Here is a 16,212-nt window from a genome sequence, read left to right as displayed (position 1 = left end):
GAACAGCCCTTAGTAAAAAGCCGTAACCTCTACGTATCATTCAAAGAGTGATAGGCAAGTATGCGGTGTTCCTAGAATCCCGGGAATTTATTCCCGGAGTAGTTCACAAAGGATACTTTTAACTTACAGTTTTAAAATGAAAAAATGATCCATAGCAGAATGTTCACCATTATTGAGTGGCTGGCTTAATTCTTCAAACCCGAATGTTTGATAGATATGCATGGCCGACGCTAAATTATGATGTGTTTCCAAGTATAGTTGTTGATACCCTACCTGATTAGCAAATTCAATCACTTTAGTTAGTAACTTATAGCTCAAATGGTGTCCTTGAACCGTGTTGGTTAAATATAACTTTTGTAACTCGGCCACTCGGTTATCACTATCATACTCAGCTATCCCACAGCCGCCCACTACTTCACCATTTTCATCCAGTACTACAAAATATTGTCGTTGACGACTGCTTTGATAATACGCACTCAAATTATCTAGTTCTGCATCAAAATACGCCGTTCCTGGGATGTCTAATTGATTGGCCTTCAGAGATTCACGAATTAGTTTTGCTAACGCTGAATTGTCTTTTTCTTGAATTTCCCTTATTTTGATCATTTACATACCTCGTCTGAATCATTTTGCAAATCGAATTGAATACCAAACACTGCCAATGATTAACAATGCTCCAAAAAGAAAGCCAATGGATAATTGTTCTCCTAAAATCAACCAGCCTAATAGCGTCCCAACAATTGGTTGTAGTAAAAAGAATAACCCAGCACTACCGGCATTTAGTAATTGCAATCCTTTATTCCACATCACGAACGCACCTGCTGTGGAAACAATGCCCAAATATAGTAAATTAAGATAAATTTTAGGCGCTGTAAAATCAATTGACTGAATAAGCGACCACTGGCTGATCACAAATGGGGTTAAACCGACAAAGGCCACACAAGTTGACAAAAACGTCACTTGGACTGCATTTAAATTAGATGAAACTAATTTAACTAGAACTGACATTAAGGCCCAAGTCAATGCGGCAATCGTCAGCATACAAATACCCAGCACAATATGTGCTCCTGCCAAATGAACACCCACAATCAGCACAACTCCTGCTGTGGCCAATAGCACTGAAATCACCTTAACCGAGTTAATTTTTTCCTTTAACAAAGGAAATGCAAATAACACCATAAAAGTTGGTGTGGCACTCGTAATGACTGAGCCTAATTGTGCTGACGAGAACATTGTACCTGTTTCTTGGGCCACAATTGAGATACCATTGCCGATGATACCAACTAACACAATCAAAACTGCATCGCGCTTAATTATGTGCCACTGTGCATGTTTAACGATTACTAAAACGCCCAATGCCACAATTGCAATCAAATAACGCAACCACACCAACTGAACTGGCGGAATAACACCAACAATACTTTTAACGACAACAAACATGCCACCCCAAATACTGGCAGCGAGACTCAACAGGATAATCCCTAATATTTTTTTATTCATTATTTCCCTTCCGTATTCCAAAAATTATTTATTTTTAAAATACAGTTGGAACATCACATTCATTTAATGGTGAAAATATCATAGTTTAACCTCCCAAGGATTAATTTGTTTCATGTGAAACTTTTTTACCTACTCTTCAATCGGTTTAAGTTCTTTGATTACGCGAGCGGGATTGCCGGCAATTGCAACATTACTACCAAAGGAATTGGTCACAACAGACCCAGCCCCGACTACCACGTTATCACCTAACGTCACGCCAGGAACGACTTTGACATCCCCGCCTAACCAGCAGTTGTCACCAATCGTAATTGCTGCGCCTGTTCCGATCCATTTCGTTCGTAAATTAACATCCAGCGGATGACTAGCAGTGTACAACTGGACACGAGGTGCTAGCAGTGCATTTTTCCCAATCGTGATTGGGCAAGTATCCAATAAAATACAATCAAAGTTAGCAAAGAAATTTTCGCCAACATGAATGTTGTACCCGTAATCACAACGAAAATTCGGGCGCACATCAATATTTTCTCCACTCGTGCCAAATAATTCTTTAATTAATTGGTGCCGTGTTTCTTCATCCTCAAAATCAGTCTGATTTAACTTTTCAAAGAGCCGACGTGCTACTAATCTATCGTGGAGTAATTTCTCATCGTTCACGTCATACGGGCGTTCTGCCATCATATTTTCAAATTCAGTGGTATCCATTATTTTCACCATCACTTGTTTAGATTTCTGTTCATTATATCGCTTACACTGGACAACGTGAATAATATTCGACATTTTCCTCAAAAATTAGTACAATCTTCTTATTCTATTAAAAAGAAATCAACTACTATTGGGAGATTATTTGTTATAATAGAGTTTAATATAAAATGAAAGAAGGTACGTCATGGATTCCGGTCCGTCTATTATCATAAACTTAGTGATAATCATTGTTATTTTAGCTTTAGCTGTTCTGTTTACATTAACAGAATATTCGTTAGTCAAGGTGCGTCCTAGTGCGTTAAAGGCCATTCAATCGGCCAGAGAAAAGAAGTCAAAGAATATTGGTCATGCGATGCATATGCTCGACCATATGACTGAATACCTCTCAACCGCACAAGTTGGGATTACCCTTACTTCATTGATTTTAGGTTGGTTAGGTGAAGATTTCATCGCCACTCTCTTAATCAATGCCAACATTTTGCCTGAAGCATATGCCAAGAGCATTTCTTCAGTTGCAGCTATCCTGTTGTTCACCTTTATTCACGCTGTGTTCACCGACCTTGTGCCAAAGAACATTGCCATTGACCAACCAGTGAAAGTGTTGCTAACGATTGTTCGTCCAGTCATGTTCTTCCACGTAGTTTTCTACCCTCTAATTTGGTTGTTCGACCGTGCTGCGGTTGGTATTACAAAATTACTTGGTTTCAATGCCATTCCTGATGAAGATATTTATTCGCAAAACGAAATTTTATCATTATCCAAGGATGCTGCTGACGCTGGTGAATTACAAGAAGAAGACTTGATGTTCATGAAGCGTGCGTTCGAAATGAACGAAAAAGTTGCTGTGGATATTATGATTGATCGTACACAGCTGACAGTTATAGACATTCAAGACTCGATTCAAGATGCCTTAAACACATACCTCGACTACAAATACACTCGTATGCCTGTCGTCGCCAATAACGATAAAGATAAAATTCTCGGTTATGTATTCTCATATGACTTGGTTCGCCAAAGCCGTATCAACGGTGAAGCGTCTGTTCGTTCCGTGCTCCGTAACATGCCCGTTGTTTCTGAAACACAAGCTATTACGGATGTTCTTCAAGAAATGATTCAACATCGTGTTCCAATCGTCATCGTTAAAGATGAGTATGGTGGTACTTCTGGTATCGTTACCGATAAGGATGTTTACGAAGAATTATTTGGAACTGTTCGTGATGAAATTGATGACGTCGCTGAAGACTTAGTTGAAAAACTCGGCTCAGATGACGCTGGCAATATGCATTACAAGTTTTCTGGGAAAATCACGTTATATGATTTCGAACGGTTCTTCAAAACTGATATTAAAGTTTTTGAAGAATCCGAAATGGTTACTTTAACTGGTTACATCATTGATTACAATCCAAACATTAAAAAGGGTGAAATGGTCGAAATTGATCAATTCCAAATCACCCCACTTGATTTCAACGATGCTTATATCAACGAATTCGAAGTCGTCGAGTTACCAAAACCTGAAAAGGATGAGGATGACGGTGACGATGATGAAGACGAAAAAGAAAATCATCGTAACCACAAAGAAAATCATAAAGATAGTCACAAGAAGCAGAACAAAGAAAAAGATGATGATGATTAAAAAGTGTGAACCATCACGGTCATACTTGGAACTTTAACAAATGAAGGACCAAATTCAGTTGGATTTGGTCCTTTTTTTGTTTATACAAGACAACACTATTAACATTCCTCCGTGAGTAACGTATACTGGTTGAAATAGAAAATTAAATTTTAATGAGAAAATATAATGGAGGTACTAGAATGGCAAACGAATATCCACAAGTAATGGTGATTGGTGGTTCCGATAGTGATGGCTCAGCTGGTATTGAAGCTGACTTACACAGCTTTTTCATGCGCAGAGTGTATGGAACAGTTGTAATGACCGCCGTGGTGGCAGGTAACTCATATGGCATTCACGATGCCTTTACACTTCCTCTCCCCTTTATTAGCAAACAATTCGAAGTGCTAGCTGATGACCTAGGCGTCAAGGCCGTTAAAACTGGTATGCTTGCCGATGCTGACTTAATTAACACTGTCGCTGACAATCTTGAAAAATACGATTTTGGCAAATTAGTTGTTGATCCTGTTATCGTAACGAAACACGGTGCACTGCTTTTAGAAGATGCCGCTTTTGAAACTTTAAAAAATCGTTTAATTCCCTTAGCAGAAGTAATTACTCCAAATTTCTATGAAGCTGAGCACATCGTCGGTCGCAAGCTAAAATCAAAAGACGAGATTGAAGCTGCGGCCCATGAATTACAAGATTTAGGTGCCAAAAATGTGATGCTTAAAGGACAACGGATTGGTGATGGGCAAGAAACTGTCGATGATTTTGTGCTCCTTGAGGATGGCAAAACTTTCTGGCTACCAGCTCAATTATTTGATACTGATCGACGCAACGGAACTGGCGATACCGTCAGTGCAGTCATCGCAGCCGAACTAGCTAAAGGTACCAATGTCGAGGAATCAATTAGGATTGCCCGCGAATTTGTCACCAACGCGATTGGTAACGAAATCCAAGTCGGACATAAATATGGGCCAATCAACCATTGGGCTAATGAATTACCAAAAGAATAAATTTAAAGGACCTGGAAAATTTTCCAAGTCCTTTTTAAATACCCTTTTCAATTAGTTGCCAGATATCTTCAAATCGCGATTGATAGTCTGGTCTGTTCCACGTTCCACTAAAATTTGGCAGTGCAAAAACTGCAAATGCGGAAAAAATTGCTTCAATTTTCTGATACTGTGCATCCTGATAATTCATTTTCTGATCAAGTAATTGATATGAAGGCAGCAAAACTTGATGTAGCACGTCTGGATTACTATCAATGTACTTAGTATTTAGCTGAAACATCAATGGATTTTCGTTGAAAGTCGTCTTTTTTGCATTTGAAAATTGCCATAACCAGTCATGCAAATAGCTCTTCGCCTCCGCGTCATCAATCTGACTGTTAATTTTGTTGATAATATTCGTCTCAAACCAATGCTGCGCAACAGCTAACCATAAGGCATCTTTATTTTCAAAATGTTTATATATCGCCGCATGTGTCACATTCAGTTGTTTAGCTATCTGCGACATGGAAATGTCCGTCGAATTTTTCTCAACAATTAATCGTTGTGCAGTCTCAATAATTTGTTGGGTATTTAATTTATCCATGTTTGTTCTCCTCAAATATTTCAATGACCTTAGAGTAACATAAAAATAAGTTGAGTTACAATATTTGACTTTTGTAACTAAATAATTTAATATCAGGTTACAAAATTAAAAATATGTAACCAAACGAGGAAAATTATTATGAAGGCAGCACAACTGTTAAAGTATCAATCAGATTTCAAATTACACGTCAACGATATCGAAGTTCCCACTATTAAGGATGATGAGGTACTGATTCGCGTCAAGTATGCCGCCGTCAACCCCTTAGAAACTTTAATCGGGACTGGAGCCGTCAAATTAATCAGTCCCTATCAATTACCCACTACATTAGGTAATGAGTTATCGGGTGAAATCGTTCAAGTCGGACAGTCAGTTTCTAATTTTAAAATTGGCGATGCGGTTTACTCGCGACTTAGTATCAACCAAATTGGAGCCTTTGCAGAATATGTTGTAACGAATGAAAATACCATTGCGCACCTGCCAGCTAACAATGATTTCAAAAGCGGAGCTGCGTTGGCACTAACTGGCTTAACTGCTTTGCAAGGTTTAACAGAAAATTTACAAGCACATGCCGGACAAACTTTGTTTATTCCTGGTGGTTCAGGTTCGTTTGGACAAATGGCAATACCAATTGCCAAAAGTTTAGGCCTCAATGTAATTGTTAGTGGTAACACTAGAAACCGTGAGCAGGCATTGCAAATTGGTGCCGATCAATACTTAGATTATCGAAGTGAAAACTATTGGGAAACTTTAAAAAATATTGATTTAGTCATCGACACACTTGGACCAAGTGAATTTACGCGTGAATTATCCATTCTTAAACCTGGTGGAAAGCTTTTATCACTAGTCAATGGTCCAAATCGACAATTTGCCATCGACCAACAATCGCCTGCCTGGAAGAGATTTTTATTCGGACTCGTAGGACGGAAATTTGACAAGCAAGCAGCTGCAAAACAGGCCGAATATCAGTTTATTTTTGTGAGAAGTGACGGCGCGCAACTAGCTCATTTGAATGATTTAATTTTAAAACATAATATTGTCCCTCAAGTTGATTCAAATGTTTTTAAAATTGACGAGATTAATGACGCCATCGAGTACTTGAAAAATGGTCATCCCCAGGGAAAAGTTTTAATTGAATTCAACTAATCCCCACTGCTTTTATGAGCAATTATGGTACTTAACCGTTATAATTGTTCCACATGGAACATTAAGGAGTGATCTGACATGTCATTAAATTATCAAGATATTGAAGCAGCCGTCTTATCGGAAAAAGATGCTGGCGGATTCGCTAAATTGATGAAAGACTTTCAGGCATTAGGCGTTGAAAAATACGATTACCTAGTGGCTGACGGGCTTTATCGCTATTATGATTCAGATAGCAGCATTGACCTGCAAGTAAAAGCAGTCCCCAAGTCTGTCGAGGCACTGGGTGATTCTACAAAGATCAAGCTAGCCGTCCAAGGTGCACAAGCCGGAAAATTTGATTTTGAACGTTTCTGTGAGCTTGCTGGTCAAGCTGGTGTTCTTTATTGGCGAAGTGATTTAATAGCCAAGAACGTGTCATATTTTGACACTCAAGGCAATGCTTTACTAATCGAGCCGATTCCAGGTATCTAGGCAAAAAAATTCTCAATTCAAGTTATGAATTGAGAATTTTTTTATTTAAATAAACTATTTTCAAACCATGCAGAAGACGGTTTGCTCATTATCCTAGTGGTAAAAGTCAAAACGACCTTTGGATAGAACTTCTTTCATCCCACCAGTTTCCAACAATGATTTGTCCATGATACCCTTTTTGGCAACGGATGCGGCATAGCCTTTAACGGCAGTTTTACCAACCAATCCAAAGGCATGCGTGTTACCAATTGAAGCAACCGTTCCTAAAGACTTAAAGGTAAATTCTTTCGTTGCTTCGTTGTTAACCTTATGGATGATATTTTCAGCGGCTAAGTGTCCCATCACTAAGGAAATTTGCGCCGTAGTTGGATATGGGCGACCTGAATCTTCGTCCATCGCTGCTGCCACATCTCCCACGATGAAGACGTTGTCGTAATCAGGATCCGTCAGATCTTTGTTAACCATCACGCGGCCACGTTTTTCTGAAAAACCAGCATCGGTCATAACTTTGCTACCACGAACACCGGTTGTCCAAATAATGGTCTTGGCAGTCACTTCGCCACGGTCATTTTCATCATCCCCATTTTGATAAACCACTGTATCAGGTTTAATTTCGAGGATGCGTTTACCGGTGAGCATTTCTACTCCCCAATCAGCTAAGTGCTTGCTACCATAGTCTGCCAATTTTTCAGGAAACATTGGTAATAATCTAGTGGAAGCTTCCACGCTGGCAATCTTAATTTTGTCTGCGCTCACCCCAGCCAACTTAGCTAATTGAGGTCTAGCTTCAACTAAAGCACCGACCAACTCAAAGCCAGTGAAGCCCATTCCACAAACGATGATTTTTAAATATTCTTCATCTTGCGTCCTGGTATATTCATTCATTTGTTTTTCTAAATGTTCACGGATACCAACGGCTTGATCAACATCGACCATTGATAAGGCATTTTCATCCACACCAGGAATCCCAAACGATTCAGAAACAAATCCTAACGCCACAACTAAATAATCGTAACGCAGTTCTGGTTGATTGGTGACTTTAACCGTCTTTTGTTCGCGATCAATATTGACCACGGTACCTTGAATAAAAGTCGTCTTGTCAGGGTCAACAACATCGCTAATATTAAACAAGATTCGTTCACGTTCTTGAGTTCCAGCCGCTACTTCATGTAAATCTGCAGCTTCATAGTGATATTCATTTCGATCCACTAAAGTCACATGAATATCTTCCTTACTTTTTTGTAAGGCTCCTAAAGTTCGAAGCCCTGCATATCCGGCACCTAAAATTACAACTTCTGTCATTTTTTCCACTCCTTATAAAAATAATCCAACTGCATAACTGACAACTTGTGCAAATGAGCCAATTGCTAAAATTCTAATCGCAGTCACAAAAGTTTCCTTTTTGACCTGCTTTTTCATAAAAATACGAGTTTGCTTGACTACAATTGGAACAACAACCAACGTAATCAGCATTGTCCAGGGAGCAATCTTAACTACTACCGCGCCAATAATTGCTATAAAGGCAATCACATTTAAGAGCACAAATAGATTTACAGCTCGTTTTTTCCCTAAATAGTGTGGCAACGTATAACGAAGATTACTTTCATCTTCATCTAAATCTGAAATGTTATTTGCTAACATCAAATTTGCAATCCAGGCAGATGTTGGTAATGCAATCAACTCAATTTTTGCAATAGTCGCCACATTCCAAGTAATCACCTCAAAAGTATTGAGATAAATACTAATTAATATAATCATAAAGCCCATCGTCACCCCTGATAGTAACTCACCTAACGGCATGCTAGAGAAAGGATGCGGACCCGATGAATAGAATACGCCAACTAAGTAACACCATAACCCCATTATAAGTAATGGCCACCCGGTTAGCCAAGCAAGAACAACTCCAATCAGGGCAGAAATTATTACCATCGTGATCATTATGCTAAATACTAGTTTCACCGATAAGTGTTCGCGCCCGATGATATTAGTCTTGCGCTTATATTCCAGTTCATCAACGGCGTGATGATAGTCGTTAAGATTATCCAAAATATCCACTGCCATGTTAAAAATAAACATCGCGATGAAAAATAGTATGACATAGCCCAGGTTCAAGGCGTGATAGTTATACCAGCTAAAGCAGATGCCAATCAAAAATGGCAACACGCTAGCGGTTTTAGCTTTAATTTCTACTAATTCTAAAAATACTGCTAACGACAAATTTTACACTCCTCAATTATTGTTACTAGTCAAACATCACTCAACTACGGTAAGATAGCTTTATAAGAACTCGTGGAGGAGCAACAAAAATGTCTGATAGTTGTTTTAATTATCCAATAGTTGAAAACGGAACTGAACAAGTTCGCAATCTACTACTTAAATCTGTAAATAAAAATAATTCTGAAGTTGAACAAGCTTTGACTGATATGTTAACCGCTGGCGGCAAAATGTTACGACCAGCCATCTTTTTGTTGTTCAATGAATTTGGTCCAGAACCTAAGAACAGCGATAAGCAAATCAAAATTGCAGCTTCAATTGAAATCCTACATATGGCCACTTTGATTCATGATGATATCATTGATGACTCACCATTGCGTCGCGGTGTAGCTAGCGTCCAAGCCAAATTAGGTAAAGACGTTGCTGTATACGCCGGCGATTTACTGTTTACTAAATTTTTCCAATTCATCAACGAAACTATGAATGGCACTGATTTCATGAAAATTAATGCTGATGCCATGGAACAAATCTTGATGGGTGAATTGATTCAAAAAGCTAATCGTTTCAATCCCAACAATCTCATCGAAACTTATTTGGAAACCGTCACCGGTAAAACCGCCGAATTATTCCGGTTAGCTTGCTTGGAAGGTGCTTACTTTGGTGGTGCTACCGAGTCAATCGTTGAAACAGCTGCTAAAATCGGAAAAAACATTGGTATCGCCTTTCAAATCAATGATGACATCTTAGACTACACTTCCGACCAAAAAACGCTTAAAAAGCCAATTTTGGAGGATTTAGCTGAAGGTGTCTACACACTGCCACTACTCTTAGCCTTGAAAAAAGATTCTTCAAAATTTAAAGCACTGTTGGACAAAAATCATCAATTAACTACTGGTGATGTTGAAAACATCGTAGCCGATGTGACCCAACTCGGGGGTATTGAGAAAGCTATTCAATATGCAGAGTCATATACCAACCAAGCCGAAAAATTAATCGCTTCTTTGCCAACTAGCAAAGCTAAAATGGTTCTGAACAAAGCAATTAAAAAGATGTTAACCCGAAAATTCTAAAAACCAGCATCAATTGCCTTTAACTCCCTGAATCGTTGATTAGTTTGATTCAGTTCTGTTGGTGTCCCTTGCATTTCGATTTGGCCATCTTCAATGAAGATGACTTTATCCATGCTATCAATACCTTGTAAATGATGAGTCACCCAAATCACAGTCTTACCTTCCAATTGGTTAAAGAAAGTATTAATTAAGCCTTGTTCCGTAATTGGATCCAAGCCAACTGTTGGTTCATCAAGGATAATGATTGGGACATCTTTTAACAAAATTCTGGCTAAGGATAACCGATGTCGTTCCCCACCAGAAAATCTCAAGCCAGCTTCATCGACTAACGTCCCCAGTCCATTTGGTAATTTTTGAATCATTTCTTTCAGACCAACTCGGTCCAAGACATCCCATAATTTATCATCGCTGGCAGCTTCGTCCCCAATACGTAAGTTATTCGCAATTGTAGTATTAAATAAGTATGGAGCCTGATTAATAACCCCAATGTACCGATCAATGTCATCGTTCAAGACATTAGTTTTGATGTCATTAATCGTGACCTGACCATTTGTGGGTTCCAAATCACCATGCAATAAATGAGTTAATGTACTTTTACCTGAGCCACTCTTACCCAAAATCGCAATTTTTTCACCTGGCGCAATTTGGATATTCAAATCTTTTAAAATTTGTTTTGAACTGTTGTCATAACTAAAATCAAGATGATCAATTGAAATTGTCAGTGGGCCTGTGAGGCTTTCAATGGCAGTTGCTTTTTTTGTTTCATCAGGTAATTCATTAAAACGATGAATTGAATCTTGATAGGTTGAGCTTTCCTCAGCAGCTTGCGATAGTGGTTCAAAGCTGTTAATTAATGGAAAGATTCCCAAAACAAAGGCAGCAATCCAATTAGTCATTCCTGACCCGTGGACACCTTGAAAACTATTTCCCGTCCAGAATAGCGTCAGAATCACGATTGTTCCAAAGACTACCTGAACAATCAGATCGCGATACCGTTTGAATCTGAGTAATCGATCACGCACTTCATGTAGTTCTGCTTCAGATTTTTCGTGTAATTCAACATAGTCATGACCACGTTGACTAAAAATCCAATCAGAAATTCCTAACACGTTATCCGTTAAGTTGCCGTACAGATTATTTCTCATTACTTTCGCTTTCGCATGACGGGCTCCATTGGCGGCCACCGACCACATTGGAATTGCAAAAACTACAAAGCCAAACAAAACCAACATTGAAAGACCAAAAAAGATTGAGAAAAATCCGGTTAAAATGACAACCACCACATACAACGTCCAACCAATAATGGTGGGGAAAATAACCCGTAAATATAAATTCTGAATATGATTAATATCTTCTGACAATAAACCGAGAACGTCCCCAGTCCGGTACTTTTGATTAAAGAAAACCGCTTGTGGTTCTAAGGCCACATATAAACGACGACGCAAGTTAGACGTCATTTTCAAAACCCAGTTATGACTCACAAGACGTTCCAAATATCGGAATACTGGTCGACCAATCCCGAAAGTTCTTGTTAACACAATTGGTACATACACTAATAGGATGTTAATGGGCAAGGAAGCTGATTTACTAATCAAATAGCCCGAGTTAAACATCAAACCAACTTCGCAGACCACTGCGATAATTCCCAGAAAAATAGCTAAAATTAGCGATCTCTTATATTGCTTTAAATATGGTTTGACCCAAGTATCATTTTTAAACATCAGCTTCACCTCCCATCATCGCATTCGTTAGTTCCACAAAAGGTCCATTATTGGCTTGTAATTGTTCCAAGGTCCCTTGTTCAACTAATTCGCCATGTTTCATCACTAAGATATAATCCATATCCTTCATCCAGTGAAGCCGGTGGGTCGCAAAGAAGACTAATCGTTGATTCATCATTGGTAACATTTTTTCTTTTAAATCAATTTCAGTTTCAATGTCTAAATGTGCGGTTGGTTCATCAAACAACATAATTTTGCGTCCAGAATCAATGAGTGCTCGTGCTAAGGCAATCCGTTGTGCCTGACCACCACTAAGTGCGCGCGAGCCTTCTCCCAAGACGGTATCTAAATGATCTGGTAGTTCCTCAACAAACTCAGTTAACCCGACGGCATCGATTGCTTGTTTGACATCATCTTCACTAGCGGTTGGATGATAAAACGCCACGTTTTCGCGAATCGTCTTATGAAAAACATACGGTGTTTGTGGCATGTAAATCAGTTGCTTTTGCCAATCCGCCTGACTAAACGAGTCAATTTTTGCTTTATCAATTTGGATATCTGACGATTCAGGACTAAAGAAACCACTTAATAAGTTGATTAAAGTCGTTTTCCCGGACCCACTCATCCCAATGATGCCAACTTTTTGGTAACCGGAGAGATTTAATTGCACATTTTTAACCCCAAGTGAATCTTGGTAGTTAAAATCTAGCTGATTAATTGATAACTGCGAATTTGCATTCCAATTGTCAATTTTAACTGGTTCACTAATATTTCCCGGGTTATTAATAATTTGATAAATGGCCGTCATGGCATTCTTACCATCCAAGGTAGCGTGGTAATCACTCGAAAAATTACGAACTGGTTGGAAATATTCTGGAGTTAAAATCAAAATTGATAAAGCTGGGAACAGTAGGATTTGTTCATTAATCAATCGCAGTCCAAGTAATACCGCCACAACCGCAATAGATAACGTTGTAAAGAAATCCAAGGCAAATGTTGATAAAATAGCTACTCTAATTGTCGACATCGTTGCTTTCCTGAACTGTTCACTTGTTGTATAAATACTATCAGCGTACTTTTTGCTCAGACCAAAGTATTTTAATACTGAAATGCCACGCAGTGAATCAATAAAATGATTTGATAGCATTGTAAATTTAGCATATTGATTATCAGCTTTACTTTTAGCCGCATAACCTAAAATAATCATAAAAATGATGATTAATGGGAATACTAATGTTAAAACCACACCAGATTCCCAATCAAAAACATAGATTGTGGCCAAAATGAACCAAGGTATCAGCATCATATTCATTACTTTTGATAGAATCAATTTGATGTAATTTTCGACCTGATCGATTCCATCCAGGGTCATGGTGGTAATATTACCCGTCCCGAATTGTTGAACAACTTCTGGGCCAAGCTTGAAGATTTTATTTAATAATGTAGTTCTAATTTTCTGTGCACTTGAATACGCAAATTTGTCGAGCATTCGATCTCGGGCCAATTCAATCAACTGACGTCCGAGAAATGCAATCGCAAACGTAAGCATCCAACGTGTAATTTCTGATAAATTTTTTCCTGACCACAAACCTGTAATTGCCAACGATAAACTAATTGCTTGGCTGATAATAAATAATGCTTGCAAAACCGCTAAGCCTGCAAGCAAAATCATTATTTTTTTAATTCCAGGAAGGTTCAGTAAACGCTTATCCAGCATTGACAACCTCTCCCTCGACATCAAACTTAGGATGTTTAATCCGTTTTCTAAAGACATAATACGTCCATGCTGTATATGCTAACACAAATGGCAAAATGGTAAATGCCAGGATGGTCATAATGTGTAGCGTGTATGGACTTGATGATGCATTAACAATTAACAAGTCGTTCTTATGCGTAAGTGAGCTAACCATTACACGTGGGAATAAACCAGAGAACAATAGGCTAACTAATGCAATCATGGTTAAGCCACTGGCAAGAAAGGCTAACATTTCTTTACGTTTAGCAACCGCTACGTTAGCAATCACTGACAATGCAACGATTACTACTAAGAGTGACAAGGTTGTAATTGGATGTAGTGTGAAGAAGTCTGTTTGGAAATACATCAAAACAGCGAATACAACTAATCCAACGTACAGTACCCAATAGAACAGTTCAGCGTAGTTACGCGCACGATCACGAACTGGTCCAAGCGTCTTAAGGGTTAAATAATTTAATCCATGCAAGTAGCAAAGAAGAGTTAAAGCAACCCCACCGACAACAGAGTAAAGATTAATGTAGTCCGTGAAACCTGCCTTCATGTTACCAGCAGCATCCAAAGGCATACCTTGAATCATACTGATAAATAGGATTCCAAAGAAGAATGGCACAATGAAACTACCAATGGCAAGTGTCCAGTTCCAAACCTTCTTTTTATTTCCTGGCATTTTGCTTCTAAATTCAAACGATACCCCACGGATAATCAACCCAACTAAGATAATAAACAAGATGAGATAATATCCACTAAACATTGAGGCATACCAATAAGGGAACGATGCAAAAATCGCACCACCAGCTGTTAATAGCCAAACTTCATTTCCATCCCAAATTGGTCCAATTGTTTCGATAATTTGATCTTTTTCGTGTTCATCATGAGCTAAAGTTTGAACAGACATTCCTACCCCGTAATCAAAACCTTCCAGGAAGAAATATCCAGAGAACAGTACTCCGATTAAGATGAACCATAATAGTTGTAATCCACTCATTAGCTAAACGCCTCCTTATCAAAAGGATCCGAATTAATTTTAGCTTCAGCTTCTAATTTCTTTTCTTCATAATCAGGTCCCTTGTGTAATTCACGAATTACTAAGTAAACCATCACGCTGGCCAAACCTGCAAATAACAAGAAGTAGACTGTATTAGAGATAAACAACGAAGTAACTGAAACGTTTGGTGACACACTTTGTTTCATCGTGAATAAGCCATAAACTGTCCATGGGAAGCGTCCTAATTCGGTAATTAACCATCCAGCTGTATTGGCCATAAATGGTGTAAATGTGGTTAATCCAATAATCCACAACATCCATTTATGTTCATATAAGCTTGGTTTCTTCTTCCTCGTGAAGAATAGTCCCAATGCTGAGACAAGGAACATCAAAGCGCCAAACGCAGCCATAACACGGAAACTATAGAACAAAGTATTAACCGATGGATAATAATTCTTATTCCCATATTTCACCGTTAATTCTTTATTAACCGTGTTCATACCTTTGATTGATCCAGAAGGCTTGTTGTAAGCCAAAATACTTAACATGTAAGGAATATCCACGCCAAAGGCTTGAGTATGGTCCTTTTCATTTGCCCAAGCAATCAAGGTCCAAGCAGCTGGATCACCTGTATCCTTGTAATTACCTTCAGTAGCTGCAAACTTCATTGGTTGTTGCGTAACTAAGTCTTTCATTTGTAAATCACCTGCAGTCATGACTGCAACTGATCCTACCAATGAAATAACTAAACCAAGACGAAGTGATTTTTTGAAAAAGTCCTTTGCTTTTTGACTCTTTTTAAGAAGTTGGAAAGCAGATAGACCAGCGATAATGATACCGCCCATCGTAATTGCACCAGCGATAACATGTGAAAATTCATACCATACTTGATGATTTGATAGTAAGGCTCCAAAATCATTCATTTCGGCACGACCATTTTTCAATGTGTAACCAACTGGGTGTTGCATGAAACTGTTGGCCGCCAAAATCCAAAATGCTGACAAGATTGAGGCAAAAGCTGTTAACCAAATAAAAATAACATGAACTTTTGGTTTCATACGATCCCAAGTGAAAATCCAAAGTCCCAAGAACGTTGATTCCATAAAGAATGCGAGTAATGCTTCAATGGCCAATGGAGCACCGAAGATATCACCAACGAATCTTGAATAATCAGACCAGTTCATCCCAAATTGGAATTCTTGAATAATACCGGTAACTACCCCAACCGCAAAACTTAGTAGGAAAATGTTCCCCCAGAATTTTGCCATTTTCTTATATAACTCATTCTTCGAACGCACATACATCGTTTCCATCACTGCTACAGCAAATCCGGTCCCAATGGTGAATGGCACAAAGAAGAAGTGAAAAATTGTTGTCATCGCAAATTGAAATCTTGCTAATGTCACAATATCCATAATGTACCTCCTCCTTTAAAAAAACGT

Annotated in this window: 15 protein-coding genes; 5 read left to right on the top strand and 10 right to left on the bottom strand. The window is 38.5% G+C overall.

Annotation, left to right across the window (positions count from 1 at the left end; translation table 11 throughout):
- Positions 1-123: 123 nt before the first annotated feature.
- The 3 genes from FFM59_RS04240 to FFM59_RS04230 form a co-directional block, all read right to left on the bottom strand.
- Complete coding sequence (locus FFM59_RS04240) at positions 124-606, bottom strand: GNAT family N-acetyltransferase (RefSeq protein ID WP_137601803.1); 483 nt, start codon at positions 604-606, stop codon at positions 124-126.
- 18 nt (positions 607-624) lie between these two features.
- Positions 625-1,500 (bottom strand): DMT family transporter, encoded by an 876-nt coding sequence (locus tag FFM59_RS04235; protein WP_137601802.1) that lies wholly within the window; start codon positions 1,498-1,500, stop codon positions 625-627.
- A 129-nt stretch (positions 1,501-1,629) separates the two neighbouring features.
- Positions 1,630-2,202 (bottom strand): sugar O-acetyltransferase, encoded by a 573-nt coding sequence (locus FFM59_RS04230; protein ID WP_137601805.1) that lies wholly within the window; start codon positions 2,200-2,202, stop codon positions 1,630-1,632.
- Between the two features lie 184 nt (positions 2,203-2,386).
- Here FFM59_RS04230 and FFM59_RS04225 point away from each other — a divergent pair, with 184 nt between their 5' ends.
- Entirely contained in the window at positions 2,387-3,835 is a 1,449-nt protein-coding gene (locus FFM59_RS04225) for a hemolysin family protein (RefSeq protein WP_137601801.1), read from the top strand.
- Between the two features lie 179 nt (positions 3,836-4,014).
- On the top strand, positions 4,015-4,830 hold the full coding sequence (gene thiD, locus FFM59_RS04220; protein ID WP_137601800.1) for a bifunctional hydroxymethylpyrimidine kinase/phosphomethylpyrimidine kinase: 816 nt from the start codon (positions 4,015-4,017) through the stop codon (positions 4,828-4,830).
- A gap of 34 nt (positions 4,831-4,864) precedes the next feature.
- Here the strand turns inward: thiD and FFM59_RS04215 are convergent, their stop codons facing one another.
- The gene (locus FFM59_RS04215; RefSeq protein WP_137601799.1) at positions 4,865-5,410 is read right to left on the bottom strand and encodes a TetR/AcrR family transcriptional regulator; all 546 of its coding nucleotides are present in this window, start codon (positions 5,408-5,410) and stop codon (positions 4,865-4,867) included.
- A gap of 138 nt (positions 5,411-5,548) precedes the next feature.
- On the opposite strand from FFM59_RS04215, the gene FFM59_RS04210 reads away from it, so the two are divergent.
- Positions 5,549-6,553: an NADP-dependent oxidoreductase gene (locus FFM59_RS04210; protein ID WP_137601798.1), complete on the top strand. Its 1,005-nt coding sequence runs from the start codon at positions 5,549-5,551 to the stop codon at positions 6,551-6,553.
- A 78-nt stretch (positions 6,554-6,631) separates the two neighbouring features.
- The gene (locus tag FFM59_RS04205; RefSeq protein WP_137601797.1) at positions 6,632-7,024 is read left to right on the top strand and encodes a DUF1398 family protein; all 393 of its coding nucleotides are present in this window, start codon (positions 6,632-6,634) and stop codon (positions 7,022-7,024) included.
- Positions 7,025-7,117: 93 nt separating this feature from the next.
- On the opposite strand, the gene FFM59_RS04200 is transcribed toward FFM59_RS04205, so the two are convergent.
- On the bottom strand, positions 7,118-8,326 hold the full coding sequence (locus FFM59_RS04200) for an NAD(P)/FAD-dependent oxidoreductase (protein WP_137601796.1): 1,209 nt from the start codon (positions 8,324-8,326) through the stop codon (positions 7,118-7,120).
- Positions 8,327-8,338: 12 nt separating this feature from the next.
- Positions 8,339-9,241: a prenyltransferase gene (locus tag FFM59_RS04195; protein WP_137601795.1), complete on the bottom strand. Its 903-nt coding sequence runs from the start codon at positions 9,239-9,241 to the stop codon at positions 8,339-8,341.
- 89 nt (positions 9,242-9,330) lie between these two features.
- On the opposite strand from FFM59_RS04195, the gene FFM59_RS04190 reads away from it, so the two are divergent.
- Positions 9,331-10,308: a polyprenyl synthetase family protein gene (locus tag FFM59_RS04190; RefSeq protein ID WP_137601794.1), complete on the top strand. Its 978-nt coding sequence runs from the start codon at positions 9,331-9,333 to the stop codon at positions 10,306-10,308.
- Here FFM59_RS04190 and cydC read toward each other — a convergent pair.
- Genes cydC through FFM59_RS04170 form a run of 4 tightly spaced genes read right to left on the bottom strand, consistent with a single transcriptional unit; the run spans position 10,305 to position 16,188 of the window.
- A complete protein-coding gene (gene cydC / locus FFM59_RS04185) occupies positions 10,305-12,029 on the bottom strand; it encodes a thiol reductant ABC exporter subunit CydC (protein WP_137601793.1) in 1,725 nt (574 codons plus the stop codon). The two genes, FFM59_RS04190 and cydC, sit on opposite strands and share 4 nt — an antisense overlap.
- Positions 12,022-13,746 carry a thiol reductant ABC exporter subunit CydD gene (gene cydD, locus FFM59_RS04180; protein WP_137601792.1) on the bottom strand — a complete coding sequence of 575 codons (1,725 nt, stop codon included), beginning with the start codon at positions 13,744-13,746 and terminating at the stop codon, positions 12,022-12,024. The genes cydC and cydD overlap by 8 nt, the downstream gene beginning before the upstream one ends.
- Entirely contained in the window at positions 13,736-14,770 is a 1,035-nt protein-coding gene (gene cydB / locus FFM59_RS04175; protein ID WP_137601791.1) for a cytochrome d ubiquinol oxidase subunit II, read from the bottom strand. The genes cydD and cydB overlap by 11 nt, the downstream gene beginning before the upstream one ends.
- The gene (locus FFM59_RS04170) at positions 14,770-16,188 is read right to left on the bottom strand and encodes a cytochrome ubiquinol oxidase subunit I (RefSeq protein WP_137601790.1); all 1,419 of its coding nucleotides are present in this window, start codon (positions 16,186-16,188) and stop codon (positions 14,770-14,772) included. Before FFM59_RS04170 ends, cydB begins: the two co-directional genes overlap by 1 nt.
- Positions 16,189-16,212 lie beyond the last annotated feature (24 nt).

It is taken from the genome of Paucilactobacillus nenjiangensis, assembly GCF_005405445.1.
Classification (GTDB): Bacteria; Bacillota; Bacilli; order Lactobacillales; family Lactobacillaceae; genus Paucilactobacillus; species Paucilactobacillus nenjiangensis.
This window is presented reverse-complemented; position numbering and strand designations above follow the sequence as displayed.

Bases quoted from the DNA above. Each gene is read 5' to 3' on its own strand.
- cydD (WP_137601792.1), bottom strand. From the start codon at position 13,746: ATGCTGGATAAGCGTTTACTGAACCTTCCTGGAATTAAAAAAATAATG.
- FFM59_RS04205 (WP_137601797.1), top strand. From the start codon at position 6,632: ATGTCATTAAATTATCAAGATATTGAAGCAGCCGTCTTATCGGAAAAA.
- FFM59_RS04215 (WP_137601799.1), bottom strand. From the start codon at position 5,410: ATGGATAAATTAAATACCCAACAAATTATTGAGACTGCACAACGATTA.
- cydC (WP_137601793.1), bottom strand. From the start codon at position 12,029: ATGTTTAAAAATGATACTTGGGTCAAACCATATTTAAAGCAATATAAG.
- cydB (WP_137601791.1), bottom strand. From the start codon at position 14,770: ATGAGTGGATTACAACTATTATGGTTCATCTTAATCGGAGTACTGTTC.
- FFM59_RS04210 (WP_137601798.1), top strand. From the start codon at position 5,549: ATGAAGGCAGCACAACTGTTAAAGTATCAATCAGATTTCAAATTACAC.
- thiD (WP_137601800.1), top strand. From the start codon at position 4,015: ATGGCAAACGAATATCCACAAGTAATGGTGATTGGTGGTTCCGATAGT.
- FFM59_RS04240 (WP_137601803.1), bottom strand. From the start codon at position 606: ATGATCAAAATAAGGGAAATTCAAGAAAAAGACAATTCAGCGTTAGCA.
- FFM59_RS04225 (WP_137601801.1), top strand. From the start codon at position 2,387: ATGGATTCCGGTCCGTCTATTATCATAAACTTAGTGATAATCATTGTT.
- FFM59_RS04200 (WP_137601796.1), bottom strand. From the start codon at position 8,326: ATGACAGAAGTTGTAATTTTAGGTGCCGGATATGCAGGGCTTCGAACT.
- FFM59_RS04230 (WP_137601805.1), bottom strand. From the start codon at position 2,202: ATGGATACCACTGAATTTGAAAATATGATGGCAGAACGCCCGTATGAC.
- FFM59_RS04190 (WP_137601794.1), top strand. From the start codon at position 9,331: ATGTCTGATAGTTGTTTTAATTATCCAATAGTTGAAAACGGAACTGAA.
- FFM59_RS04235 (WP_137601802.1), bottom strand. From the start codon at position 1,500: ATGAATAAAAAAATATTAGGGATTATCCTGTTGAGTCTCGCTGCCAGT.